Annotated in this window: 23 protein-coding genes; 4 read left to right on the top strand and 19 right to left on the bottom strand. The window is 56.0% G+C overall.

Annotation, left to right across the window (positions count from 1 at the left end; genetic code table 11):
* The first annotated feature begins 298 nt into the window (after positions 1-298).
* Positions 299-982: a YjgB family protein gene (locus N0M98_RS28170; protein ID WP_375295557.1), complete on the top strand. Its 684-nt coding sequence runs from the start codon at positions 299-301 to the stop codon at positions 980-982.
* 199 nt (positions 983-1,181) lie between these two features.
* Here N0M98_RS28170 and N0M98_RS28165 read toward each other — a convergent pair whose 3' ends face one another.
* The 4 genes from N0M98_RS28165 to N0M98_RS28150 all read right to left on the bottom strand — a co-directional run bounded on the left by N0M98_RS28165 (position 1,182) and on the right by N0M98_RS28150 (position 4,368).
* Entirely contained in the window at positions 1,182-1,973 is a 792-nt protein-coding gene (locus tag N0M98_RS28165) for a class I SAM-dependent methyltransferase (protein WP_259619832.1), read from the bottom strand.
* A 64-nt stretch (positions 1,974-2,037) separates the two neighbouring features.
* The gene (locus N0M98_RS28160; RefSeq protein ID WP_249863629.1) at positions 2,038-2,562 is read right to left on the bottom strand and encodes a GNAT family N-acetyltransferase; all 525 of its coding nucleotides are present in this window, start codon (positions 2,560-2,562) and stop codon (positions 2,038-2,040) included.
* A gap of 226 nt (positions 2,563-2,788) precedes the next feature.
* Positions 2,789-3,070 (bottom strand): hypothetical protein, encoded by a 282-nt coding sequence (locus tag N0M98_RS28155; RefSeq protein ID WP_249863630.1) that lies wholly within the window; start codon positions 3,068-3,070, stop codon positions 2,789-2,791.
* 17 nt (positions 3,071-3,087) lie between these two features.
* Positions 3,088-4,368: an ArsB/NhaD family transporter gene (locus N0M98_RS28150; RefSeq protein ID WP_249863631.1), complete on the bottom strand. Its 1,281-nt coding sequence runs from the start codon at positions 4,366-4,368 to the stop codon at positions 3,088-3,090.
* Positions 4,369-4,578: 210 nt separating this feature from the next.
* On the opposite strand from N0M98_RS28150, the gene N0M98_RS28145 reads away from it, so the two are divergent.
* Positions 4,579-5,265, top strand: a complete 687-nt coding sequence (locus N0M98_RS28145) for a hypothetical protein (RefSeq protein WP_249863632.1) — start codon at positions 4,579-4,581, stop codon at positions 5,263-5,265.
* Here the strand turns inward: N0M98_RS28145 and cysC are convergent.
* The 6 genes from cysC to N0M98_RS28115 are packed head-to-tail and all read right to left on the bottom strand — an operon-like array spanning position 5,262 to position 10,976.
* On the bottom strand, positions 5,262-5,804 hold the full coding sequence (cysC, locus tag N0M98_RS28140; RefSeq protein WP_259619831.1) for an adenylyl-sulfate kinase: 543 nt from the start codon (positions 5,802-5,804) through the stop codon (positions 5,262-5,264). The two genes, N0M98_RS28145 and cysC, sit on opposite strands and share 4 nt — an antisense overlap.
* Positions 5,740-6,675, bottom strand: coding sequence for an STM4011 family radical SAM protein (locus N0M98_RS28135; RefSeq protein ID WP_249863634.1), 936 nt, complete (start codon positions 6,673-6,675; stop codon positions 5,740-5,742). The genes cysC and N0M98_RS28135 overlap by 65 nt, the downstream gene beginning before the upstream one ends.
* The gene (locus tag N0M98_RS28130; RefSeq protein WP_249863635.1) at positions 6,672-8,051 is read right to left on the bottom strand and encodes an STM4012 family radical SAM protein; all 1,380 of its coding nucleotides are present in this window, start codon (positions 8,049-8,051) and stop codon (positions 6,672-6,674) included. The genes N0M98_RS28135 and N0M98_RS28130 overlap by 4 nt, the downstream gene beginning before the upstream one ends.
* A complete protein-coding gene (locus N0M98_RS28125) occupies positions 8,048-8,878 on the bottom strand; it encodes an STM4013/SEN3800 family hydrolase (protein ID WP_259619830.1) in 831 nt (276 codons plus the stop codon). The genes N0M98_RS28130 and N0M98_RS28125 overlap by 4 nt, the downstream gene beginning before the upstream one ends.
* 47 nt (positions 8,879-8,925) lie before the next feature.
* Entirely contained in the window at positions 8,926-10,128 is a 1,203-nt protein-coding gene (locus N0M98_RS28120) for an STM4014 family protein (RefSeq protein ID WP_259619829.1), read from the bottom strand.
* A 2-nt stretch (positions 10,129-10,130) separates the two neighbouring features.
* Entirely contained in the window at positions 10,131-10,976 is an 846-nt protein-coding gene (locus N0M98_RS28115) for an STM4015 family protein (protein WP_259619828.1), read from the bottom strand.
* Between the two features lie 337 nt (positions 10,977-11,313).
* Here N0M98_RS28115 and N0M98_RS28110 point away from each other — a divergent pair, with 337 nt between their 5' ends.
* Together N0M98_RS28110 and N0M98_RS28105 are read left to right on the top strand one after the other, a co-directional pair.
* Entirely contained in the window at positions 11,314-11,820 is a 507-nt protein-coding gene (locus tag N0M98_RS28110; protein ID WP_259619827.1) for a hypothetical protein, read from the top strand.
* Positions 11,821-12,432: 612 nt separating this feature from the next.
* Positions 12,433-13,644 carry an MFS transporter gene (locus N0M98_RS28105; RefSeq protein ID WP_249863640.1) on the top strand — a complete coding sequence of 404 codons (1,212 nt, stop codon included), beginning with the start codon at positions 12,433-12,435 and terminating at the stop codon, positions 13,642-13,644.
* 126 nt (positions 13,645-13,770) lie between these two features.
* Here the strand turns inward: N0M98_RS28105 and N0M98_RS28100 are convergent, their stop codons facing one another.
* The 9 genes from N0M98_RS28100 to N0M98_RS28060 all read right to left on the bottom strand — a co-directional run bounded on the left by N0M98_RS28100 (position 13,771) and on the right by N0M98_RS28060 (position 24,917).
* Positions 13,771-14,775, bottom strand: a complete 1,005-nt coding sequence (locus N0M98_RS28100; RefSeq protein WP_249863641.1) for a phosphotransferase — start codon at positions 14,773-14,775, stop codon at positions 13,771-13,773.
* Positions 14,776-15,462: 687 nt separating this feature from the next.
* Positions 15,463-16,416, bottom strand: coding sequence for a 3-hydroxyacyl-CoA dehydrogenase family protein (locus N0M98_RS28095; RefSeq protein ID WP_259619826.1), 954 nt, complete (start codon positions 16,414-16,416; stop codon positions 15,463-15,465).
* A 238-nt stretch (positions 16,417-16,654) separates the two neighbouring features.
* On the bottom strand, positions 16,655-17,998 hold the full coding sequence (locus N0M98_RS28090) for an FAD-binding oxidoreductase (RefSeq protein ID WP_259619825.1): 1,344 nt from the start codon (positions 17,996-17,998) through the stop codon (positions 16,655-16,657).
* 57 nt (positions 17,999-18,055) lie between these two features.
* Positions 18,056-18,865: a creatininase family protein gene (locus N0M98_RS28085; RefSeq protein ID WP_259619824.1), complete on the bottom strand. Its 810-nt coding sequence runs from the start codon at positions 18,863-18,865 to the stop codon at positions 18,056-18,058.
* 189 nt (positions 18,866-19,054) lie between these two features.
* On the bottom strand, positions 19,055-19,483 hold the full coding sequence (locus N0M98_RS28080; protein ID WP_249863645.1) for a cupin domain-containing protein: 429 nt from the start codon (positions 19,481-19,483) through the stop codon (positions 19,055-19,057).
* A gap of 42 nt (positions 19,484-19,525) precedes the next feature.
* Entirely contained in the window at positions 19,526-20,992 is a 1,467-nt protein-coding gene (gene aldA / locus N0M98_RS28075; RefSeq protein WP_259619823.1) for an aldehyde dehydrogenase, read from the bottom strand.
* A 162-nt stretch (positions 20,993-21,154) separates the two neighbouring features.
* Entirely contained in the window at positions 21,155-21,886 is a 732-nt protein-coding gene (locus tag N0M98_RS28070) for a FadR/GntR family transcriptional regulator (RefSeq protein ID WP_259619822.1), read from the bottom strand.
* 109 nt (positions 21,887-21,995) lie between these two features.
* Positions 21,996-23,240: an amidohydrolase family protein gene (locus N0M98_RS28065; RefSeq protein WP_259619821.1), complete on the bottom strand. Its 1,245-nt coding sequence runs from the start codon at positions 23,238-23,240 to the stop codon at positions 21,996-21,998.
* Positions 23,241-23,459: 219 nt separating this feature from the next.
* On the bottom strand, positions 23,460-24,917 hold the full coding sequence (locus tag N0M98_RS28060; protein WP_259619820.1) for a purine-cytosine permease family protein: 1,458 nt from the start codon (positions 24,915-24,917) through the stop codon (positions 23,460-23,462).
* Positions 24,918-24,950 lie beyond the last annotated feature (33 nt).

The following is a 24,950-nucleotide window of genomic DNA, read 5'->3' as shown; positions in this document are numbered from 1 at the left end:
CAATTCGGACGCCTCCAAGTGCAAGGTTTTTCACGGGTTAGCCTTCGTTTTCCTTGCACCTAAATTCGACAAAAGAGGCGCCAAACCCTTGTTACTGTTGAATTTTTGATTTGTTCAGCAAGCCCTATATAAGGCTATCGCGCTTTATGAGAAGCAGGAACAGATAGCTAAACAAATCGAGGAGGAGCAAGGCGGAGCCGCCTCTTCCGGCACGCAGCGCTGGATGAACGTTCCGCCGGGCGTAACTCCTGCGGACAACGAGTGAATCAAGGAGATGAACATCATCATGAATACTTCCATGAACGTTAAGGCTAAGATCATCCCTTGCGTCGTCGTCCTCGGCGCCATGCTGGCGTTAGGAGCATGCAGCTCCGACAACCGGGACGCGGCGCAAACCCCGCCGGCGCCTAATGCTTCCGATACCGGCGCGAGCACAGCCCCCGGCAAAACGCCGGCCGCTGCAGATTCGTCGGGCAATAAGGGCGCATCCGGTTCTAGCGGTACGGCGGGTACGGCAGCCGGCTCTTCGGAAACCAAAGAGGCTGCGGAAGCCGAGAAACAGCTGCAGGAGCTGCTGAAGCTCGCCAAACAAGGCAAAGTCCCTCACATTGAATATGCCGCGCATACGGGCCTGATCGACGAAGTGGAGAAATCGTGGGGCAAGGCGGACAAGACCGACAGCGCAGGCAAAGGTCTCTACGCCACTTACAGCAAGAAGCACGCCGTCTTCGGCTTTAATAAAGGCAGCCAAATCTTCGATGTCCGCTCGGATGATCCCGAGCTGCAGAAGCTTAAGCTCGATCAAATCGAGAAGACGTTAGGCAAGCCTCAGGATACGAAGGTTAACGGGGAGGACATGATTTACATTTATAAAGCGAACGATCAGTTTCAACTGAAATTCATCATTCCGAAATCGACCGGTAAAGTGGATCATATCTCAGTATTCTCGCCTCAAGATTCGATCAATAATATGGCCGGCTGAGGAACTGACTCGCCATCAAGGATTGCACCGGAACTATTGCGGCTCGTTACCCGGAAAACCGGGAAGCGAGCCGTTTTTGGGCGTGCCCGGATTTATCGGCGCTTTGCCGCAACGGTGTCCCGATAAGCTTCGGAGAAGCGTCCGGATCGTGGGCGTGGCTCATCCCGCCCGAACCGGGCACGCGGATGACTCGTTCGCGCTAAATCGAACCCGTCTTATTCCCGGCGACGATAAACCGCCTGTGGCTGTCGATAAAGCTCCACCGGTAAGCGAGGGGAAACGATTCCGCATCCGCGTCGAGCAAATGCTGCACATCATGCTCCCGTACGCCGTTTAACCCCGCCGCTTCCATGAGCGCAATCACTTTGCCCGGATCGACCCCGCTGAACGGCAGCATATGGGCTAAATCGTCGTATCCTCTGCCCTTTCCTTTCCACGGAATCTTCCCTTTGGTGAAAAAGGTAAGCGAATGCCCCATAAAAATGCGCATTTTTTGCTTATAGGTCAGCTGCTTATTAGTCCAATCTCCGTCCATAACAAGCACCCTGCCGCCCGGCTTGAGCACGCGGACCCATTCGCGAATCGCCCTCCCCGGATTCGGCAGCGTCCACAGCAAATGCCGATTGGCTACGACATCGAAGGAATGATCCGGGAACGGGAGCGACTCCGCATCCCCTTCAATAAAGCTGCACGGCAGCTCCAAGACGGCAGCCTTCTCGGCAGCGATCTCCAGCATGCTCGGCGACAGATCGAGCCCTGTTACCGTATGCCCCATACTCGCGAATTGAAGCGCCAAAAATCCCGGTCCCGTCCCTACGTCCAGCACATCAAGCCGTTCTTCGCCGCGGGCCGGCAGCAATCCGGTTAACGTCTCCTTCCATAATCGCTGCTGCCGCTCCGTCTGTAAATACATGTCGCTGCGCCCTGTGTACTCGCGGGATCTCCAGTTCCAATCTTCTATAATTCTTTCTTTCATCGATTTTGTAGACATCGCGTCCGCTCCCTCTGCCTCTTCTTGCTGTTCGGCATCGAACATTTGATCCTTGGAAATGCCCTCAAGCCCGCAGCAAAAGCTTGTCCATATGTACCGTTTCAAAAGAATCGAACGGCTCCAGCCGGAAGCAAAAGCCCTGCTTCTCCCAGAACCGCACCGCTCCCGGCAAAAACCGGTGCGTATGCAAATACATCGTCTCGTAGCCTTTGCCCAGCGCAAGCGGAAGCAATCGCTCAACCATCCGCGTCCCGATCCCCTGATGACGGAGCTCCGGCTTTACGTAGCATTTGACCAGCTCGGCCGTCGTTTGCCGGGGGTAACGTCCCTTTATCTCTCGAATCCGGTCATCATAGCCGAGAAAGGCGGCCGTCGCCGCAATAGCTCCCTCTTTGTCGAAGGCGGCCAGAAACGCCGCTCGGTCCGACCGGTAATACACTTCCCGAAATGAAACCATATCGGGCGGCAGCGCATTCGGATCGAGCATCGGGAATACTTCCCGGATAATGTCCATGACGAAATCGATCGCCGCAGGTACCTCTTCCCATTCAATCTCCCTGATAACAAAATCATCTGACAGCTGGTTCATAGGCTCTCTCCTCTTGTCTAGCATTCATCCTAAATCAGGTAAAATCGTGTCACATTTATTTTAGAAAGTAACACAATATAGGCTGCATGTAAATAACTTTCAGGTGAAGTTCACACTCCTACCACCTCGGGTGGCCGATTACCGGAGCGAGCGAAAAGCCCGCTTCAAACCGCCGGAGCGGCTTAAAACGGGCCTCGCAAATAGAGCCTGCGGCTGTATGCCATCCTTATTGATCCCATTCCACCCGAAGCAGTATCCGGTATTTCATCAAGGATAAAACGAAATCGACGTAGAAATCTTTCCTTACTATGAATTGGTAGGTGCGATTTTTGAAGGCGTAGGACATGACATCGGTCAAGACGTCATTTTGTTCAAAGTCTTTCTGGATATTCCGCATCCGCTCGTCCAACGACGCATCTCCAATCAACCGAATTCGAAACTCGACGTCCTCTCCGTTGACCGATTCCTGAAGCTCTACGTTCTGCACATCATAAGCATAAGTTAGCACGGAGCCGTCCTCCCTGTTCAAATGAGATATCTTACATAAATATACACGCTAGCCAAAATGATCGACAAAATCATTAACGGAAAGCCGTATCGCAAATAACGAACAAACGTGATCGGATGCCCTTCCTTGCCGGCAAGACCCGCTACGATCAAATTTGCGCTCGCTCCGATCAAGGTTCCGTTGCCGCCGAGACACGCCCCCAGAGCCAGGCTCCACCACAGCGGCTCCAGATTGGCAACCCCCATATTGCCCATTTCCTGAATCATCGGAATCATCGTCGCTACGAAAGGGATGTTGTCGAGAAAAGCAGAGGCCAGCGCGCTAAGCCATAAGATCAACATCGAAGCCGCCACCATATTGCCTCCGGTCAGATCGACGGCTTCGGCTGCCAGCTTGGCGATCACGCCGGTTTCCACCAGACCGGATACGAGGACGAACAGCCCGATAAAGAAAAATAACGTAATCCATTCCACGCTGTGGAACGCTTTTTCCAGCATCGGTTCCCCCGTCAGCAGCAGAAGCAGACATGCCCCCGCCAACGCAACCGTCGCCGATTCCAAATGCAGCGACTGATGCAGGAAAAATCCGAGGATGGTCAGACCGAGCGCCAGAAGGCATTTGCGGAGCAGCTTCCGATCCGTGATGACGCTCCTCTCGTCCATCTCCATAATGCTGCGCTGAAGTTCGGGCGTCGACTTGATTTGCTTGCCGAACATAAGAAGAAACAGCGGCACATAGACGAGCATAATGATAACTGCGATCGGCGTTAAATTGCTTATAAAGGACATGAAGGTCAATTCCTTCACGGCGCTGCCGATCATAATGTTCGGCGGGTCGCCGATCAGCGTGGCCGTCCCTCCGACATTGGAAGCGATGATCTGCGCAATAAGGAAGGGAACCGGGTTTACGCGCAGCTGTTTGGTTATGCTGAAGGTTACCGGCACCATCAGCAGCACCGTTGTGACGTTATCCAGAAATGCCGAACCGATAGCCGTTAGAACCGTCAGAGCGATCAGAATTCTCCGCGGATGACCTTTGGCTCCTTTGGCCGCCTTGATCGCCACATATTTGAACAGTCCGGTATCTGCCGTAATGCCCACAATTATCATCATGCCGATGAGCAGTCCGAGCGTATTGAAATCAATATGGTGAATCGCCGTCTCCTGACTGACGATGCCAAACACGATCATCAGAACGGCCCCGATCATGGCCAGAATCGTCCGATGAATTTTCTCGGAAACAATAAGTCCGTAAATCACAATAAAGATGATGATTGCCCAAATCGCCTGCTGTTCCATAACATCCTCCCGATAAGTAAGCTCGCATGAGAAAAAAGACAAAGAGGAGCCCTTGTTGACAGGCTCCTCCTAAGTGTTTCCCTTATGTAATTTATACAACGATAATAATACTGGTTCCGGGAAAAAAAGTAAAGCGGCGTATAACCGGCGCCCGTTATACCCCATACTGCTAGTAAGCTATTACGATGGTAAAAACAGGAGGCCGAGCCGATGTACACTCTATTAGCCAAGCTGTCGCTGTGTCTCGCCGTCATCGCGGCGGCGCACGGGCCGAAGGAGCGCCTGGACGCCTGGAACAGGCTTTCCGCGAGCTTCGGCGAGGAAACGAAAATCCAATGGAATGAAGCTCTGCAAACGCCCTCGCGGATCGAGGGCACGCTATCGCCCCCTTCCGCGCATTCGCATCCCTGGATCGCCAGGCAGACGATGAACAACTTGAAGAATGTGTACGGCATTCGCCGGCCGGAGCAGGATTTGGTCATCGCCGGGAGCGGGACGCTGCCGTCCGGCGGCAGCTACGTCATCTTCCGGCATCTTCTTTACGGAAAGCCGGTTTACGGCGACGAGCTTGTCGCAGAGATCGACCCAAGCGGCATCGTCCGCCGAATATACGGCACCTTCCACTCCGACCTGGAGAAGAAACATTTTTATCGTCCGCTTCATGCCGCCGTTTCGGACAAGCAGGCGGTGCAAACCGCGCGGGCGGCATTGTCCAATCCGGCTTCGCGCAATCTGCCTGCCACAGTCAGCCTGATGTATTTGCCCTCGCGCAAAGGCAATCCTCTCGTCTATGTCGTCCGGTTTGAAGGCGGTTCGGCGGGACCCGATTCAACGTCGCGGTACGTCGATATCGTGATGGTACATGCGCTGACCGGCCATATTATCGAAACGCCTTAAACGGAGGGTGAACAAAGAGCGATATAATCCATGATGATGCGCACGTTGTCTTCCTTGCCGCTGCGGTCGGTTCGTATGACCACATCCGGCCGGCGCGGAGGCTCGTAGACGTCGGATATACCGGTGAAGGCCGGAATTTCCCCGCGCTGCGCCTTGGCATACAGCCCTTTCACATCGCGGCGGACGCATTCTTCAAGCTGGCACTCCACGTAAACTTCAATATAATGAGGCAGCTCGCGGCGGAGATACTCCCTCATTTCCTCATAAGGAGTAATCATCGAGACGACGGTCGTCACTTGGTTGCGGTTCAGCAGACCGCTTACATATGCCGCTCGGCGCACATTCTCCATCCGGTCCCCGCGGCTGAAGCCGAGTCCTCCGCCGATATGCTTGCGAAGCTCGTCTCCGTCCAGACATTCCACGGGGATACCCTCGCTGCGAAGCGCGCCGGCGAGGGCCAGAGCCGTCGTCGTCTTACCGGAACTGGGCAGTCCGGTCAACCATATCGCATAAGGATGCCGCTTCGGCTGCACCTTCATCTCCTCCCTCCCGTTCCGCCATTGGCGCGATCCTCTCCAGCAATCCATTGCCGTATACCGAATCCAGCTTCAGCTCCGGCATATGAATATAGCCGATATAACAGTCGCAGCATGCCATCCGGCAAGCGCGCTGCCGGGAGAGCCCTTCCAGACCGTCGCGGTACAAATTGCCGATAATTTGCCGGTCTTTGTAGCAGCGCTTCACGCGGCCGTCGCCCTGCACGTAGAAAACGTCGCAGCCGGCTTTGCATGGCCGGCCGAGGCTCTCGTAGTCGGCCGCATTCAGCATAAAATGCGGATCGATGCTCTGCAACAGCTCCAAATCGTCCTGCGCATAATAATCCGGGCGATCCTTGTACGCATTGACCCACATGTACGCATCGGGCGGCAGCGCCTTGCGAAGCGACCGCAGCGCTTGGAACGCGCTCTTAAGTCCGACGGAACCGACGCTGAAGCGGATGCCCCGGCGGTACAGCTCGCCGCACTGCCGCAGGAAGGCGGCTTCTTCCGTCTGCCCCGGATGATACGTCGCCCAGAAAGCCGCTTTCTGCGGATTCAAGTCCGCCGTCCAGTCCAGCTTGACGGACAAATTCGTCTGAATCGCCACTTTATCCACATGCTCCATGCGGGAGAGCTCTATCATCGCCGCGCGGTACCACCGGTGTACGAGCCCTTCGCCGTACGGGTTGAAAAAGACGGAAAGCCGGTGTCCTTCCTCGCCCTGCCGCCGGACCCAATCGACGAATTTCCCGATATAGGCTTTGTCCTTAGCCAATGTCGCGGCGGAGTCTTTGTTTTTGCTGAACGGGCAATAAGGGCAGTCATAATTGCAGGAGGTCAGACTTCCCCGGTAATAGAGCGTCGCTTTCATGTCAGCACATAGCTTTCCATGCGTTCCCGCACATCCGGCGAAATCAGCCAGTCCCCGATCGCGTCCGAATAAGCCAGCCCTTCGCCGGTGAGCCGCAGAACGCCCTCCTTCAGCTCGGCCAGTCCGGTATGCAGCAGCAAATCCAGCTCCGGATGATCCTCTGCAGCCTGACGGCCGAAACGGCCGAAGTACGAGCTAAGCTCCAGTCCCTCCGCGTGCAAAATAGCTTTGATGATAAAACGCCGCCGCTGCTCCGCCTCGCTCAGCACGATGCCGTAATCCGCCGCCGTATAGTCCTCCGTGCCTACATAGTCGGCGATAATGCTCTCGGTCGCTTGCCGGCTCACGCCATAACGCGAGGCGTAGTGAACGCTTCGCGTATAAGAGCGGGCGCCGCAGCCGAGGCCGATCATCCCTTCCTCCTGACAGCCGTAAGGAAGCAGCGGCTTGCCGGAGCCCGCCTCGGGTTTGGCGAATCTGCGCATGGAGTACTGGACATAGCCTCGGTCCAGCAGCCGATCGCGCGCCGCCTTGTACATGGCGAGCCGCAAATCTTCGCCGCTCTGCCGGACCGTCTCCGGCTTCACGATCGTATGATCCCGCGTATACAGCGGATAAATGAACAGCTCCTCCGGCTCGTATTCCAGCGCCCGGTTCAGAGAGTACAGCCACGACGAGACCGACTGCCCGGGAAGGCCGTAAATCAGATCCAAGTTGAGAATCGGAAAGCGAAACCGTTTCAGAACGCCCAGCGCCCGCTCCACCTCATCGGGCTTTTGCGGCCGGTAAATCGCCGCTGCCTCCGCTTCGATAAAGCTTTGGATGCCCATGCTGACGCGGTCGGTGCGATGCTGCCCGAGAACGGCCAGCCTCTCTTCCGTCACCGTCTCGGGCGACGTCTCGACCGAAATCGAGGCGGTCTGCGGGTCCAGCCCGATCGTCTCCTCCGCGATCCGGAACAGCCGGTCCAGCTGCTCCGCTTCCAGCAGCGTAGGCGTCCCTCCGCCGATCGCGAACCGGGCTATCGGCTTGCTGCGCAAAAACGGCGCCCACTGCTCCGCCTGCCGCTCCAGCGCGTCGACGTACCGCTGATGCACGTCGGCTCGTTTGTCGGGCAGCGTGAACAAATTGCAAAATCCGCAGCGCGCTCCGCAGAACGGAATATGCATATACAAAAAGAACGTTTCCGCCGGCTCGCCGCTCCACAGCTCCGCAAGCGGAAGCTTCCGCTCCAGCGGCCGATACGATGTTTTATGCGGGTACGAATATAAATAAGAGCGGTACGGCTCCGCGGTCAGCGCCGCTTTCCAGTCGCGGAGGGCGGCCGCATCGCCGAGCATATCCTCCCGGTACGGGGGAATGTCAGTTCGGTTCATGATGGTGAACTCTCCTCTCCGGCTCTGTCCTCATGCTCCGGCCGTATAATAAATTCCCGGTACGGCACGTTCCAGACGACCTCATGCGCCAGCCTGTGGCCCATATAGCCGTCTTCTCCGTAGGCAGTACCATGGTCGGAGAACGCCATACAAAAGGTTGGACGCTGCCGCCTGCGAAACGCCTCGAACAATCTACCCAGCTCCCCGTCGACATAGCGCAGCGCGGCCCGCTGCGTCTGTACGGAATCCTGTTTGGCGCCGGGGACGAAGTAATGATTCGGACCGTGAATGGCCGACACGTTGATGAACAGAAATAAGCGTTCCTCCCGACTCGACCGCTCCAGCAGCTTCAGCGCGTGATTCACCTGGTGCTCCGTAGAACGCGGGTTCGTCACGCCGAACGTCATTCTCCAGTAGCTTTCCTGAAAATAGCCGGGAAGCACTTTGGCCAAAGGCACTTTCTTAGTAAAAAAAATAACGCCGCCGATGCATATCGTCCGGTAGCCTTCCGCCTGCAAGCCGGAGACGATATCCGGCGTATCGAACAGCCATGTATGGGGATGGGTCTTCAGCCCCGTATTCCTCGAATGAAACAGCCGGACGTGCTCCGACTTGTTCGTCGTCGCCGGCGTCGGGAGGAAGCCGCCGAAGAACGCATGATGCGCGGCATAGGTAAAGCTGCCCGGCGTATGCCGCTTCTCCCAATGCCCGCCGCCGCATAAATTCGGGCAGTTCTCCTCTTCGAGAACCGCCGCGTCGTACCGCAGCGTATCGAGCGTAATCATCAGAATGTCGTGGCTGCCGACGATTTGATTCATATCCGTCACTGTCATTTCTCTCCTCTCTGCTCTCGGCTGTCATGACGGTTCTTACGCTAAATTTTCTTATATTGCCATTCATAAGGATCATATCCCCGATACTGCACTCGATACAGCAAATCTCCGAACGGATTGACATCCAGCACATAGGGGCGACGGGCTCCGTTGCTGAGCGCAATATCGATGCCGGCGACCGAGGAAGCGGGAAATGCGGCAAGCGCGCTTTCCGCACACTCCCTGGCAGCCCGCCGGTCGGCTTCGGACAGCCCGACCTCCTCCGCCGTCATCCGCTCGTTCCTTATATGCAGATTCGTAATGGGAGTGCCGCTCACTCTCGCCACTTGATGGCAGGCCTCTCCCCGCACGACGAGCTGGCGGATATCGAAGGTCCGCTCTTTGTAAGAAGCCTTCGGTATCCATTGCTCGGCATGCGCCCCGTGCTTCAACAGCCAATCGACCAGCGGTTTAATCACCTTCGCGTCCGTATAGCGATACGGCTTTTTCACGCTGAATATCGAAGGAGGGCGCGCCGTATAATGCTCCATGCCCATCGTGGTGACCGCCACTTCGGCTCCGGTCGCCGGATGCGTCTGATAAGCGATCACTCCGCACGCCCCCGAGCCGGTAGCCAGCTTCAGAAAAATCCGGTGCATCCGCTTCGCCGCCATCTTCTCGCGCAGCGCTTCGTAATCGGGCAGCTCTTCGGGAGCAGCCAGCAGCCGCGGCATCGGAATGCCCGCGTCCGTCAGCAGGCGGTGCGTCGCCCGCTTGTCGAACATGACGGCGATATCGCCCGGCGCATTCACCCACCGCGGCGCCGCCCATAGCCGGCGCGCCTCCTGCTCCAGCCCCGCCAGCAGACGGCAGTAGCCGCGAAACCACTGCGAAGGATGGTACAGCCTTCCATGCTGCTCTTGCATGCGCAGCGCATTATTCCTCGACAGCGGCCGCCAATCCTCGCCGCCGTATGGCAGCAGCCGATCGGCTTCCTCTGCGGAACACGCGTCCGGCGCGCCCAGCGCGATCAGCGCCCGCTCGACCTCAAAGAGCTCTCCCGGCGCATCAAGCCGCAGCAGCGGCGGCTCGCTTATGCCGGCGTACCCCGCCCGCTCGGCGGCTCGGGCCAAGGAGGCTTCCCCTTCGAGCAGCTCCAGATAGCTTAGCTCCAGCGCCGGAGGCAGGCCCATCTTGAGCCTGGCCGCCTGCAGCCCCGAGGTGCGCCGGTTTCCCGGGTTGCCGATCAGAATCATTCGTTCCATCGTTATTCGGTCAGAGCCGGATAACGGAAGTCCTCATCGTCGTCGCCGTCCTGCTGCTCGCTGACGTCGACCTGAATGTCCAATCGCTTCAAACGATTCATCATATCGTCCGACATATAATGGTAGCCGAGATCAAGCAGCTTGAGCCCTTTTATTTTATCGCTCCGCAATAGCGCCTCGCCGCCTTTGTCCGTCAGCGTTCCCATCGACAAATCCAGCGTTTCCAGCTGGCTCACAATCGGAGCGTCCGCTACGGCGATGGCGATTTCGTCTTGGATTTCGCTGTCTTTTAATCCCAAATACTTCAGTTTCGGAAATTTGCCCGGTTCGATGAGCGGAAGAACGTCTTCCAGACCGCCGTCAAAGCCGTATTCATCCACGCCCAAGTACAGCTCCAGCTTGCGCAGCTCGGGGAAGCTTCCCTCACGAATGCTGGCGAGCACATTCTTGCCCAAACCGCCGCAAATAATCGTCAGCTCCTCCAGCTTCTCGTGGCGGGCGGGGTCAAGCTCCAGCCCGGTGCTGCCTTTGATCGTCAGCGAAGTCAGTTCCGGGTAAGCCGTAAGCAAAGGCGCCAGATTCGTCTGGTTAATCCAGGACACTTCGCATTCCTCGAACGACATATCGCCGATAAACAGCTTGCGCAGCTTAGGGAATTTGCCGCTGAGACGGACCAAGGCCTCCACGACTTCGCCGGAGTCGTTCTCATAGGCGCCTCCCCAATCGCCGATAATCAAGCTTTCGAGCTGCCGGCCCTCCTCGCTGTCCGCGGCCTTCTCAATCAAATCTACCATTTTGACGCCACCCTCATACTGATCGTAATCTATCGATAATTTTAATTCGGACATAACTCTTCCTCCTATCATTTTCTATAACCTACTATGTATTATAAAAGCTGGAAAATAGACTTTCAAATAGAATCGGCGCTCAAGCCCCTTGCCCTTCCGATGGAGACGTTACACCTGCCTGATCCTCCTCACTCCTCCGATATGACGGTAAAGGCTACCTTCTATTATACCGGCTCATTTATGCGAACACATGGTCCTTTCTCATTATTTTACCGGGTGAACGTGTAACACTGGACTTAAGTCCAGTGCTCGGACTGCCCCAAGGAAGGGCGTAATCCGTTTCCGATCCGTGCTACAATTGCCTCACAAGAAACCTAATAAAGGAGCTTACATACCTATGAATCGAATCATTATCGGCATCGTGTTCATTTTACTTGGAGGGGGATTGTACTTGAATCAGGGACATCCCGTCGGGTTGGGAGAGCTGTTCGGGTACTACTGGCCCAGCCTGTTCGTCATTCCGCTCGGCTTATTTTTCCACTGGCTCTACTTCAGTATGACGGCCCCCAGAGCCGCAGGGCTGTTGATACCGGGAGGCATTCTGTTTACGGCGGGGATCGTCTGCCAAGTTTCTATGCTGTTCGACAGCTGGGACGTGACTTGGCCCGGATTCATTATGGCCGTCGCCGTCGGGCTTTTGGAATTTTACTGGTTCAGCGCAAGAAACCGCTACCTGCTGATTCCGATCAACATTTTGGCAGCGTTGTCCCTGCTGTTCTTTGCCGTGTTTACACTCGGCGCGCTCTATAATCAACTGGTTGTCAAAGGCCCGATCTTCGGCATCGTCCTTATGGCTCTCGGAGCTTACGCTCTGATCGGCGGCAGCCGCAAACGCAAAGCTTGAAGTCTGCGGCCGACAAGGCGTTCCGCGCGGTGCCGCGCAGCGGCAGCGGAATCGTCAACACCGCATGGGAGCTGAAAACAAGCGGCGAATGCTTCTGACACTGTGCCAAAATCAACAGCAGCGGATAGCCGCCTCGAAGGTTCCCGGTCAAATGCGGACCGGGAGCTTTTTCTGCGCATCCTTCCCTCGGCCGCTTTGCAAGCCGCTTGCGCTCCCCCCTCGCATTACAATGCAAAGGCAACCTTTACAGTTTCGCCCCATACCGCGGGACGAATAATAGGCTTTCCGCCATCCCTGAGCGTACAAACAATTACCCGTTAACGGAAAGTAACTGCAATATGGCCCGTCCAAGACAGTTCCGGTACAGGCCCAAGCTTACTAATTCATCAGTCATTCCTCCGGCGTTCTTCGCAGGCGGCCCGACGCCGCCTGTTCTATCCTCGCCTCCTGACGGGTGCGCCTTCGCGCCCTTCCGGTTTATTATCGTAAACCCCTATATTCCCCTCTCGCGGCAAGGGTGATATACTCATGCTTAGAGAACCTGCTGTGTGTGCTTAACATAAATAAACCGTGCACGCAAAATCAAGTCAGGATAGGAAGAGGAACTTCGTTATGAATTCATCCAAGAACAAGACAGCATCGCCGCACCAGAGCGACCGCTTTCCGCTGTCTCTGTTGTGTCTCACCGTCGGCGCGTTTGCCATCGGCATGACCGAATTTATTATTATGGGACTGCTGCCGAATGTCGCAGCCGACTTGAATGTCACCATCCCGCAGGCCGGCCAGCTGATTACCAGCTATGCGCTCGGCGTAGCCGTCGGCGCGCCTGTGCTGACGCTGTTCACCCACAGCATTCCGAAAAAGAAACTGCTCGTGCTGCTCATGGCCATTTTCATCCTCGGCAACGCCTTGTCCACGATCGCGCCGACATACGGCTTGCTGATCGCCGCCAGAATATTGACAGCCTTCGCTCACGGGACGTTCCTCGGCGTAGGCTCCTTGATCGCAGCCCGGCTCGTGAGACCGGAGAAACGGGCCGGCGCCGTTTCCATGGTGCTCGCCGGACTCACCGTCGCCAATATTATCGGCGTTCCCTTCGGCACGTTCATCGGCCAGCAGCTTGGCTGGAGAGCTTCCTTCGGCGCGATCACGATTCTAGGCATTGTCTCTTTATTCGGCATTATTCGCTTCATCCCGGTTATCGGGCAGGACAAGGCGTCCAGTCTCATGCAAGAGGTCAAAGGGCTGTTCCATCCGCAGGTTTTGCTGATTTTGCTTACCGGAGCGCTCGGCTGCGGCAGCTTATTTTCCGTCTTCACCTACATTACGCCGATGCTGGAGAATCTTAGCGGATTTGCCGAGCATAGCGTCACCTGGATTCTCGTCCTGTTCGGCTTCGGGGTAACGATCGGCAATATACTGGGCGGCAAGCTGGCCGACTGGAAGCTGATGCCGTCGCTTATGGTGAATTTTGCCTTGCTGGCGGTCATTCTTTCCTTGCTCACGGTGACGATCCATCATCCGGTTCTCGCCGTCATTACCGTCTTCTGCTGGGGCGTCGCCGCTTTCGGCATCATGCCCGGCATTCAGCTGCGCATTATGAACCTGGCGCATGAAGCGCCGATGCTCGCCGCCACATCCAGCCACTCGGCGCTGAACCTCGGCAATGCGGCGGGCGCCTATCTCGGCGGCCTGACGATTACCTACTCGGAACTCACTTCGGTTCCGTGGCTGTCCGCCGTTCTCGCCGTACTCGGCCTGCTCGGCGCGATGATGAGCTTCCGGGCGGACAGCAAGCCGAGCCGACAGGTGGCGGTGCGGTAGCCCGGCTGGCTCCGCTTCATCATGCGGCAAACTTCATATTAACGGCAGCAGACCGGCCTCCTGTTAAGGCAGCCGGTCTGTGTGTTTTCCGCCGGTTCAAGGCGGGATTCCTCTTCATTTTCCGTATTACCGTTTGTGAAAATAACGATAGCAGAGGCCGCTTAGTTTGCGGCTTGTTTGCGCCATTCCCTCCTCCAGCCTGCCCAGCGCTCGGAGCCGTCTCTGCACGCCTTCCAGCGTACCGACGCCCGCCATGTAACGGCCGAAATGATGAATGAACGATCCCATATAGCGCAGCTTCAGCAAATCCGGCATCGCCCGTATTTCCTCATCGGTCAGCTCCGTCTCCGAGCTATATCCTGCGATCAGCCGCTCCGCATGTTCCTCCTGCAGCGCTCCGTCGTCGATCAGCTGTGTCAAGCCAATGGCGAGCTCCATCGCTCTAAGGTCGGGCGAGACGAATTCAAAGTCCAGCACGCCGCTGATCCGCCCGTTATTCACCAGCCAGTTGCTGAACAGCAAATCGCCGTGAACGAGCTGATGAGGCAGCTCAGCCCATTGCAGCCGCTTCCTTTCCATAGCGTCCAGTTCATGCAGAAGCGCTTCGGCCATCCGGACGTCCGCGCCTTCAGGCGGGCCGGATAAGAAGGAATGAAGACGCTCCCTGGTCGCATGAGGGTGAATCTCATACAGATGATAAGACCCTCGGTAAGGCCCCGTCCGCCCGACGTTCAGCCGGGCAAGCGCCTTCGACAGCTCCCCCGTCGCACGGCCTACCTCGTACGCATCGCCGCTGCCGGGCCGCTCTCCTTCGATATAGTGAAACAGCACTCCCCATCGTCCGTTGTCCGTCAGCGTCACCGGTTCCCCTCGCAAATTCGGCACGACGGCGGGAATTTGAAACGAAAGCGGCTGCTTCTGCAGCTCGGACAGCACATCCAGCTCGTAACGGATCAGCTCCGAATCGCGTTTATTCATATATACTCTGAAGACGTAACGATGGCCGTTGCAATCGGCATAGCAGGTTTGATTGTTGACTCCGTAGGCGACCGGGCTGGTGCTTACCGCCGCAGGCGGTTCAAAATAAGCCGAGCCGATTTGCCGCTCGATCGCGCGGTTCAAGTCGTTCATAGGGTTCACCTCATTCGGTTTCGGCGGAAAGCGTCGGCGAGCTATCGGCAGCCCTGACGACGTGCCAAGCCGGCGGATGCGACAAGAATGCGGATGCGTGCGTCCAGCATTCAGTATGCGCGATGCGCGGGCCTTTTGTCGGGCCAACCGGCACAACTCGCGAGCTCTCGCCTGTTTCCCGATTTTACCATAAACGGCGGCCAACGTTACCGGAAGATTTCGTTTTACATAACTTTACCGGACGCCAAATCCCTTATTCAGATCCATATCGCTTTCCGGAGCTTTAATGGACATAGCTGCGCCTCGTCGTCTAATTGCCGAAAAGCCCCGTTAGACAGCGGATTCGGAGCTAATTAAGCGCCGTCCTGTCCGTTACCATTTAAAACCGCTGCATTCAGTCCCATTAACTGCCGTAGCGTCCGTTAGCGACGCAATCCGATTCACCGCCTTCACCGAAACGGAACAAATCCCCCAAAAGTGACGTGATGCTCTGAAGCTTATTCCGTCCGCATCCAGCCTAGGCTGGATCGGCGTCTAACCCTTCCTCTGGGATCGTTCTATGGGTAGACATTCCTTTCGGGGGAGCCCCCGGATATCCACAGGAATTTGCTGCGCATCATTTCCTAAACAACAAAAAAGACCGCAAACGCTGTGCGGCCTACCAACATGAACTTGCTATACCCGGCTTCACGATCCTTGCGATCGCGCTAACGCTTGCTTCATTTGCAGCAGCTTGATGAACGACGTATCGCGCGCTTGCAATTGTTCCTCTACCGACACGCCTTCGTAAGAGCATAAGCCCCTGCCCGTTTTGGCGCCCAGATCGTTGCGGGCCACAAGACGGTTGATCGTTTCCGGCGCTTTCTCCCCCTTGTCCAGATCGGGCAGCAAGTTATCGAGCACGCGCTTCCAGGTGTCGAGCCCGCCGTAATCGGCCGTCTCCACCGGTCCGATGAACGCCCAGCGGAAGCCCGGACCGTCCTTGATGACCCGGTCGATATCCGGAGCGTCGGCGACGCCCTGCTCGATCAACGCCATCGCTTCTCGCAGCAATGCTGCCTGTAGACGATTAGCGATGAAGCCGGGAACCTCTCTTTTCAGCACGACGGGCGATTTGCCGATCCGATTCAGCAGATTTACGGTCGCTTGCAGCGCCGATTCGGAAGTCAGCTCGTGCTTGACCACCTCCACCAGCGGGATGAGCGGCGCCGGGTTAATGAAGTGGGCGATGATATACCGTTCGGGATGAACGGCATGCCGAATCAGCGTCGATAGAGGCAATGTGGACGTATTGGAAGCGATGATAACCTCGGGTCCGCACCGCTCCTCCAGCTTCGCGAACAGCTGCCGCTTCAAATCCGGCACTTCGGGAATCGCCTCGAGAATCATACCGGAGCCGAGCAGGCTATCGTCCAGATCCGTCGTATATTGAATGCGCTTGCAAATCTGCTGCTTTTGCTCCGCGGATAGGGCCTTTTGCTGCACATACAGGTTCAAATTATCGTTAATGGAAGCTTCGGCGCGCCGCAGCGTATCCGCCGCAAGATCGTACAGCTTCACGGGAATCCCGCCTGCCGCCACCGTTTGGGCAATGCCATGCCCCATGACTCCGGCGCCGATCACCGTTACTTGTTCCAGCATGGGCGTATTCCTCCTTTAGGACATTTTTTCAGCTTTTTGCAGATTGTTCCCGCTTGTTTCGTCTGCTCTGTTCGCCGCATTTCTATAGGACGGTGATGACCGGGCTGCTAGATATCTGTCCGACGGATTGAAATTTACGAATATTTATCCCCAATGGACCCTTTCATGCAGCGTAAATCACGTTTTGTTCAGTCATGGCGGATACATAATCGTTGAAAATGTTTCATCGGACAGACTCCTATACCGAAGGGGCTTTTAACGGCAAGCCGATCTTACCCGGGTTCAGCAGCCCTTTGGGGTCATTTTGATTTTTCGTTCGAATCACCCGCTGAATATGCGCTTCCCATCCGCCTTCCTCTAGCAAATACGTATGCGGATTAAAAATTTTGACGCCGATGGATTCGCAGAAATCGATCATTTCGTACAGCCGCTCCTTGGTCGTAAAGCGCACAAGCGGGATTTGCTGCGGGATCAGCTCGCCGCCGCTGCGCATCCAGTCGAAGTGATTGTAGAACTCATCCGGGAACTTCGCTTTAATCAGCCCGATCTGCTCCATATAGCGGTCCAGCGAGAAGCTTCCTTGCAGGTACGTCATGCTCTCGTCCGCCTTGAGCGCCCACAAGGTCGTATGATTCCACGTATACTCGGCCAATCCTTGACCTTTCATATAATTGGCGGCCGGGATCGCGTGCGTAATCGTCCCGTTATACCTCTCCAGCAGCGGCTGCAGCCGTTCCAGCGAGGCTTCGTCCACTTCCAGGATGACGACATGCTTCTGATCTTGGATCACTTTCTTCAACGGGCGAAAATAGGACGGAATCGGCCATTCGCAGGTCGAAACGGAGCGCTTCGGAATCGATTCGTCCTGGGCGAGCGTCTCGGAGAAGCGCAGCGAATCCTCCAAATCCGCGAACGAGGCGATGCATTGCGCCCATTCGACTCTGGGCACCGCCCGGTAGATCACTTCGGTAATGACGCCGGTCGTCCCGTAGCTGTGAATATAGTTCAGCAGATCGTCTCCGCGGGATCGGATAACGCGAGGCTCCGCTTCCGCCGTAATAATCGTCGCTTCAATGACATTGCCGTCCCATAGAAGACCCCAGCTGATGGAGCCGATGCCTCCCGAGCCGCCGCTGACGAAGCCGGCCGCCGTCGATTTGGCGTAAGTGCTCGGAATGATGCATAATTCCTGCCGCTGTTCGCGGAGCGTCTTCTCCAGCGTCGATATTTTGACCCCCGGCTCGACCCGGACATACCCTTCCCCTATATCCAATATCCGGTTCATCCTGCTCACGTCGACCAGAACGCCGCCCTGCAGCGGTACGATCTGGCCGTAATTGCCGGTGCCCGCTCCTCTGACCGTGACAGGCACTTCATGCTGGACAGCCAGTGACAACACCCGCTTCACTTCCTCCTCGTTCAGAGGATAGACGATGACATCCGCCGTCTTGCCGTCGAGCAATTCCGTTAAAATCGGAGAATACCAATAAAAGTCCTTGGACAATTGTTCTCTGGAGGCCAGCTCCAGCACCACACGGTCGTCGCCCAGTAACGCGATTAATTCGCCGAACAAACGATTCATTCTGCCTCAGTCCCTTCAGATTGCTGTCTCCGGCGATCGGCCGGAGCTTGTAACGGTTCATTGCTGCCTTAGCTTGCCGATTTCGAAAGAGGTCAGCTCCATCAATATATCAGCCACCTGCCTGCCCTGCCGCTCGTACAGCAGCTTGCCCTTGTCTGCGGATGCGGTTCGCGCATCGCCGAGAATGCCGCTCTCCGACACGTCGTCGATCGTCCATGCGAAGCCTGCGTTTTGAAACCGGAGGTAGCGCGAATGCTCCTCCAGCCGCGGATATTCGGCCCCAAGCCGCTCCTCGCGCACCCATTCGGGGTATGACGCCATAATCAGCGACGTTTCATAATCGCCTCCGTGGATGCCGAGCAGCCGTTCTTTTTCCGTAATCAAGCCCTCCTCAATGGTCAAGCCCCCGACATTCAGGCAAAATACCATCAAGCCTGTCTTAAGCCGCACTTCCCGCGCCATTAGATTGAGCAGCGCGCTGTTCCCGCCGTGCCCGTTGAAGAGCAGCAGCCGTCTGAATCCGCTCTCGCGAACGCCCTGGGCAATATCCATCAGCACCCCTTGAAGCGTCGGAATCGACAAGGAAATCGTCCCCGCTCTTCCGCTATGCTCGCTGCTAATGCCGTATGGCATCGGCGCAAGCAGCCAAACCGCGTACTGTTCCGGCAAACACTTGCAGGCTTCGTCCAGTACGGTCTCGGCCAGCAAAGTGTCGGTATACACCGGCAGGTGGGAACCATGCTGCTCCACGGCGCCGATCGGCAGCACGACCAGCGCCTCCTCCTTCGGAAGCGCTTGCACTTCCGAAGAAGTTAGTCTCGGTAAAAATCTGTCATGCCATGCGCTCCCGTTATATCTTCTCTCCATCGACGACGTTCTCCTTTTTCGTACGGTTTAGAAGGGTGGTGAAAAAGTCCGCTGCGGTGCCCATTTGAGAGAATCCGCTTTCAAAGGCGAACGCTATCGCTTTTCCAGATTCAAACGGCCCCTTCGCTCTTTTTTCACCACGCTTTTAGAAGTGTGGTGATTTCGTGTCCACCGGACGTTTAGGGCCGATTAAGGCCGGTTCTTGGGCAGCATGCAGCGGTCCGTCTCCACGATGATGCGTTCCACGTCGACATGCTTGAGCGATTCGTCCACTTGCGAATACGCCCATAAAATAATGAGTTCCTCCGTATCGCTGGCATTGACGAAACGGTGCGGAATGAATGCCGGAATGAACGATGTGTCGTAAGGCTCCAGAGCCGTGCGCACCCCTTCCACATCGCAAAAGGCATTGCCCTTCAAAATCGTCACCGACTCCTCGACATTATGGATATGGCACGGCAAGCTCTTGCCGGGCTCGAAGGTGGCAAGTCCGACGATGATCGTTTTTGGCCCCATCTCTTGTATCATCATATCATGAAACAGCACCCCTTGGTCCATTTCAAAAGGCTTCACATCTTTATATTTGCTGACTACCGGCTGATAAACCGTCTTTTCCATGACGCATGCTCCATTCTGTATAGTTATGAAAGGAAAATTGCTCTATTTCTTGTTCAAATCGAACTGCAGGTAGACGACGCGGGTTTGTAAAAATTCCTCCAGTCCGTGACGGCCGTCCGCCCCGCCGATGCCCGATTTTCTCCAGCCGTTATGGAAGCCCTGGATCGCCTCGAAGTTTTCCCGGTTAATGTACGTTTCCCCGAATTTGATCTCCCGGCACGCCCGCATCGCAATGTCCAGATTTTGCGTATAGATCGACGAAGTTAGCCCGAATTCCGAATCGTTCGCCAGCTCGATCGCTTCGTCCAAATCGCGGAACGTCATTACGGGAATGACCGGACCGAAAATTTCCTTCTGCATGATCTCCGAATCCTGCTTCACGTTCACCAGCACGGTCGGCTCGTAATAATAGCCTTCGGCGCGCGACGACCGTTTGCCCCCTGTAACGACCTGCGCTCCTTCCGCAATCGCCCGGTTGACCATCGCTTCCACCGACGCCAGACTTTGCTCGCTGACCAGCGGCCCCATATCGACGTTCTCCGCGATCGGATCGCCGTAGGTAACCTCGCTCATCGCCCGCCCGAGCCGTTCGATGAATTGCTCCGCTATGCGCTCGTGCACATAGACCCGCTCCACGCAGTTGCATACTTGGCCGGTATTGATAATCCGCGAGTTTTTGACGCTTTCGACCGCCAGATCCAAGTCCGCGTCGTCCATCACGATCGCCGGCGCCTTGCCCCCCAGCTCCAGCGACACCTTGATGATATTCTCCGCTGCCGCCGCCATAATCCGCGAGCCGGTCTCCACGCTCCCCGTGAAGCTGACCATCCCGATCTTCGGATTCGAAGACAGCTCCTGGCCGACCGTGCTCCCCCGGCCCGAGACGAGGTTGAACACGCCCTTCGGCAAATCCGTCTGCGCGACCAGCTTCGCGAATTCAAACGCGTTGTTCGGCGTCTCCGCGCTCGGCTTGACGACGATCGTATTGCCTGTGATCAGCGCCGGCGCGAGCTTCCGCGCAATCAGGAAGAACGGGAAGTTCCAGGGCAGGATGCCGCTGACGACGCCGATCGGCGACTTGAACATAAAGATCTGCTCGTTCGGCCGGTCGCTCTGAATAATCTCCCCTTCGTACCGTCTCGCCCATTCGGCCATGTAGTCGATGTAATCCGCCGTAAAATGAACTTCCACCGTCGCGAGGCTAAGAATCTTCCCCTGCTCCCGCGAAATCGTCAGCGCCAGCTCCTCCGCGTTTTCTCGTATTTTCTGCGAGATTTGCCGCAAATATTTGCCCCGCTCGACGGCCGGCAGCTTCTCCCACGACCGCTGCGCCGCCTCGGCCGCCGCTATCGCCTCCCGCGTTTCCTCGATCGTCGCGTTCGGCACCTGCGAGATGATGTTTCCCGTCGCCGGATTTGTAACCGTTAACATTTCCGGGTTTGTCGAAGCTCTGAATTCTCCGTTAATATACAGCTCGTAGGTTTTAACATGTTCCGTGAATACCGCCATACTAAAATCCCCTCCACTTTCGGATATTCATTTCATCTTAACGTCAGACCATCTAACGTTAAGTTGATTATAGCAACGAACCAATGGAACGTCAATCCATAAAAAGAAAAAAAGCCCGGACAGCGGCTCGTCTTCAAAACGGGCTCTGTATCCAGGCTCTTGTCACTCATTCGATGATTCCGCCGACGCATTGGAAATGTTCAGCAGAATTTCGCCGACCGTCTCCAAGTGCTCGCGCATTTTCTCGCCGGCTTCGGCAGGATCTCTCCGCTGAATGGCGCGGGCAATCCGCTCATGCTGAGCGAGGCTGATCTCTCTGGCCGATTCGGACTGCAGCACTCGGTAGATCCACTCTCTCGTAATATCGCGCAATATGGACAGCACTTGAAACATAAACGAATTATGCGCCATCTGAGCGATATGAATATGAAATTCAAGGTCGGCGTTCAGAAACTCCTCGTTATCCTTGGCCTGCTTCATCGTGGCGATGATCGCATCCAGATGCCGCAGCTCTTCGTCGGAAGCCTTCAGCGCCGCCAGCTCCGCCAAATCGACTTCCAGCTTGAGCCTTGCTTCCACCAGTTCGACGATGTTATCAAAGCTAATCTTCGACATAAGCTCGAGGTGCTTGGTAAAAAAATTACCGAACGATTTGGACACAAAGGTTCCTTCGGGAACTTTCACTTTCACCAGCTCCAAAGCCACCAGAGCGCGTATCGATTCGCGCAGGCTGCTGCGTCCGACGCCGAACAGCTCCATCAGCTGCTTCTCCGAAGGCAGCTTCTCGCCCGGCCCGATGGTTCCGTTGACAATCAATTCGATTAATTTCTGTACGATATCTTGAGAAAGAGTCGTTTTCTTAATAGGATTGATCTTATCCTCCAACATTCTCATTCTCACTCCCCTCGATCTTAAAGTAGTCTTAATATCTGACAATCAAATAATACTATGAATATATAAAATTTGCGACGAATTGTAAACTACCCATTTCCCGCACGCGATTTTACGGCTCCTCCCATGTCACCGATTCCGTCACCCGGCACACCCGCCGCCCCCGCTTCCACGTCTCCCGCGCCGCAGGCTGCACGGCCAAAGCGCTGCCAGCATCCTCACAGTCCAGAAGCACGAAGTCCGCCCGGCCGCCGGGGCGCAGCCCGTAATGCTCCAGCCGGAGCAGCGCAGCCGGAACCGACGTAATCATCGCGATCAGCTTGTTCATCTCTTCCTCCGTTGTCATATGCGCCCCGTAGCTGGCCAGCAGAGCGCTGTGCAGCAAATCGGCGTTACCGTACGGATGAAACGGATCTCGCACATTATCCGACCCTATGGCTACGGGAACGCCCATGCCGGCCAGCTGCTTCACTCTCGTCAAGCCCCGGCGGACAAGTCCCTTGTCCTGCCTCCCTTGCAAAAATAAATTGCAAGCCGGCAGCGTAACAATGCCGATCCCCGCCTCCTTGACGGCCGCCATAATCTCTAGCGCCTCGCTCTCTTCCATCGCGGACAAGGAAGTGCAGTGACCGGCAATGACCCGGCCCTCATAATGAGCCTCGACCGTTTTGCGGCATAAATACGGCAGATGATTCACCTTCGGGTCGTCCGACTCGTCGATATGCAAGTCCAGATCGACATCCAGCGAAACGGCCATGTCGAACAGCCGATCCAGCTGACGCTCCGGCGCATCGGCCAAATGCGGCGCTCCGCCTATCGCGTCTATTGCTCCGTCGGCTGCGGCCCGCCGAATGACCGCCTCGGCTTCTTCGTCCATACATGGCGGACACATCAATACCGCCTGGAGGTCCAGCTCGCGCCGGAACCGTTCTTTGACCGTATGATAAGCCTCCACCGCCTTGGCGCAGTAAGACGGCGAACCGTAATCGAGATGCGTCCGGATCGTTGTCGTCCCGTGGCGCAGAGCCAGGCGAATCGTCCTCGTCATCCGCTCGATCAAATCTTCCGTCTCCATAAGCGGCTGCGCATCGGCAAATCGCCGTATCGCTTCCAGCAGCGTACCCGATGCGTTGGGGAGCGCGGGCCAAGTCATCGCTTTGTCCAAATGCATGTGAATGTCCACCATTCCGGGCAGCAGCAGCCTTCCTCCCATATCCATATAACCGTCTTGATCCGTCTGCGGCCCCGCAGCCGCATCGCTGACTCGGATAATATTCCCGTCATCCACTTCAATCGTTTTGAGATTGCCGCCTCCGGGCAAACGCACATTGGCGAACAGTAAACGCGAATTGTTCATCGATTGCCGCTCCTTCTTTTCCGAATACATGCTTTTAAAAGTCCGGTGAAAAACTAGCGGAGAGGCCATTTGAATCTGGAAAAGCGTAAGCGTTCGCCTCTGAAAACGGATTTAACGAATGGACGATCAAATGGACGCCGCAGCGGAATTTTTCACCACGTTTGTAAAACTAACAAAGCCCTTCACCCGTTCTCCGCGGTATGAAGGGCGCCTTTCGAATTAAGTCAAATGGATGTTGGTCGAGCTGCCGATACCGCCGCTTTCTTGATGGCTTTTCGGTTGATGCTCGATTGCATGAAGCAGCGCAGCGGATTTTTTGCGGATGATGGCGACGCTCAGCCAATATAGAAAGCCGACGATGACCGTCGTGCAGACGATGTTCAACATGCTTTGGGGAATACTTTTGTTAATGAAGTAACCGACCACCATCCAGAAGAACGCTATCCAGTTGAAGCCGTTCCAATACCAATATTGTCCGCTCCTGTCGTATAAAGCAGGAACATTGATTCTCCCCCGCGAGAAGATCAGGTAATGGGCGACGAAGACGGCCCCCATCGGCGCGAATAAGTCGCCGAGCACCGACATATATCCGATGTACCCGTTGACAAGCTGGGGCAGCAGCGATAAGAACACGCCGAACCCGCTGACGATAATTGTACCCCAGAATCGGCCTAAAGAGGTAAAAATATTGCTGATCGCAAGGCCCCCCGTGTACAGATTCTGCACGTTGATGGTCCAGTTATCCATGACGATATAGACGAAGATCAGAATTAGCAGCCAGACGGCGCCGTTGGCCGTTTGAACGATGACATCGAACGCGTTGCTGCTTTTTCCGAGCACTGCCGCCACTGCGTAGCCGCCTACGAAGGAGCAAATAATCTGCCCGATCACCGCCGCCAGAAACGTGCCGATCCACATATCGACGCGGGTTTTGGAATACCGGCAAAAGTCGGCCGCATCCGTAAAGTTGGAAAACCAGGCGGCCGCCATCCCCGTAGACCATAGCGCGATCAGCCCCCACTTCGCCCCTTCTCCGGTCGCGAAGGAGAATACGGCGGAAGGATGGAACGAAGCTTGCGGGTAATTCATCAGCACGACCATCAAAATAATGGAAAATACTATTTTCAGCACGAAAGTGTATCGCGATAAAATTTTTAACGAATTATACCCTACAGTTGCCACCGCTACCTGGAACAAAGCAAACACAACGCTGATGACGGCGAGATTGACCGGCCGATGCATGAGCGCCTCCAGCACGGCCGACAGCCCGATCGACCCGGCGATAGTCTGGAAGGCGAACCAGTAGACGCTGGACACCGCTCTTAAGCCGGAAGCGATCCAGGAACCGCGAATTCCGAACACTCTGCGCAGGCTGACCAATCCGGGGATGCCGTAATCGACCCCGACCGTCGCCGCGACAAGATAGACGGAGAAGCCGATGACAATGCTGAAGAAGCCGGTCAAAATCGCTTCCCAGAACGACATCCCCGCAGCGATCAAAGAGCCGCTGATGACAATGGTCCCCGGATTGACGATAAAATTCAATACGATAAGAAAGGTGTCCCACCAGCGGACCGTCCTCAGCTCATCCGATACGGCTTCAATCCCGAACTGCTCTACCCCTTTGGGCTGTTTATATTTCTTCGCTAAAGATTCTTCCATCTGAGAAGCTTTCATTTTGCCGGCACCTCCACGGTTTTTACAGATCAA

Origin of the sequence: Paenibacillus doosanensis, from assembly GCF_025060755.1 — a bacterium.
GTDB lineage: Bacteria > Bacillota > Bacilli > Paenibacillales > NBRC-103111 > Paenibacillus_S > Paenibacillus_S doosanensis.
This window is presented reverse-complemented; position numbering and strand designations above follow the sequence as displayed.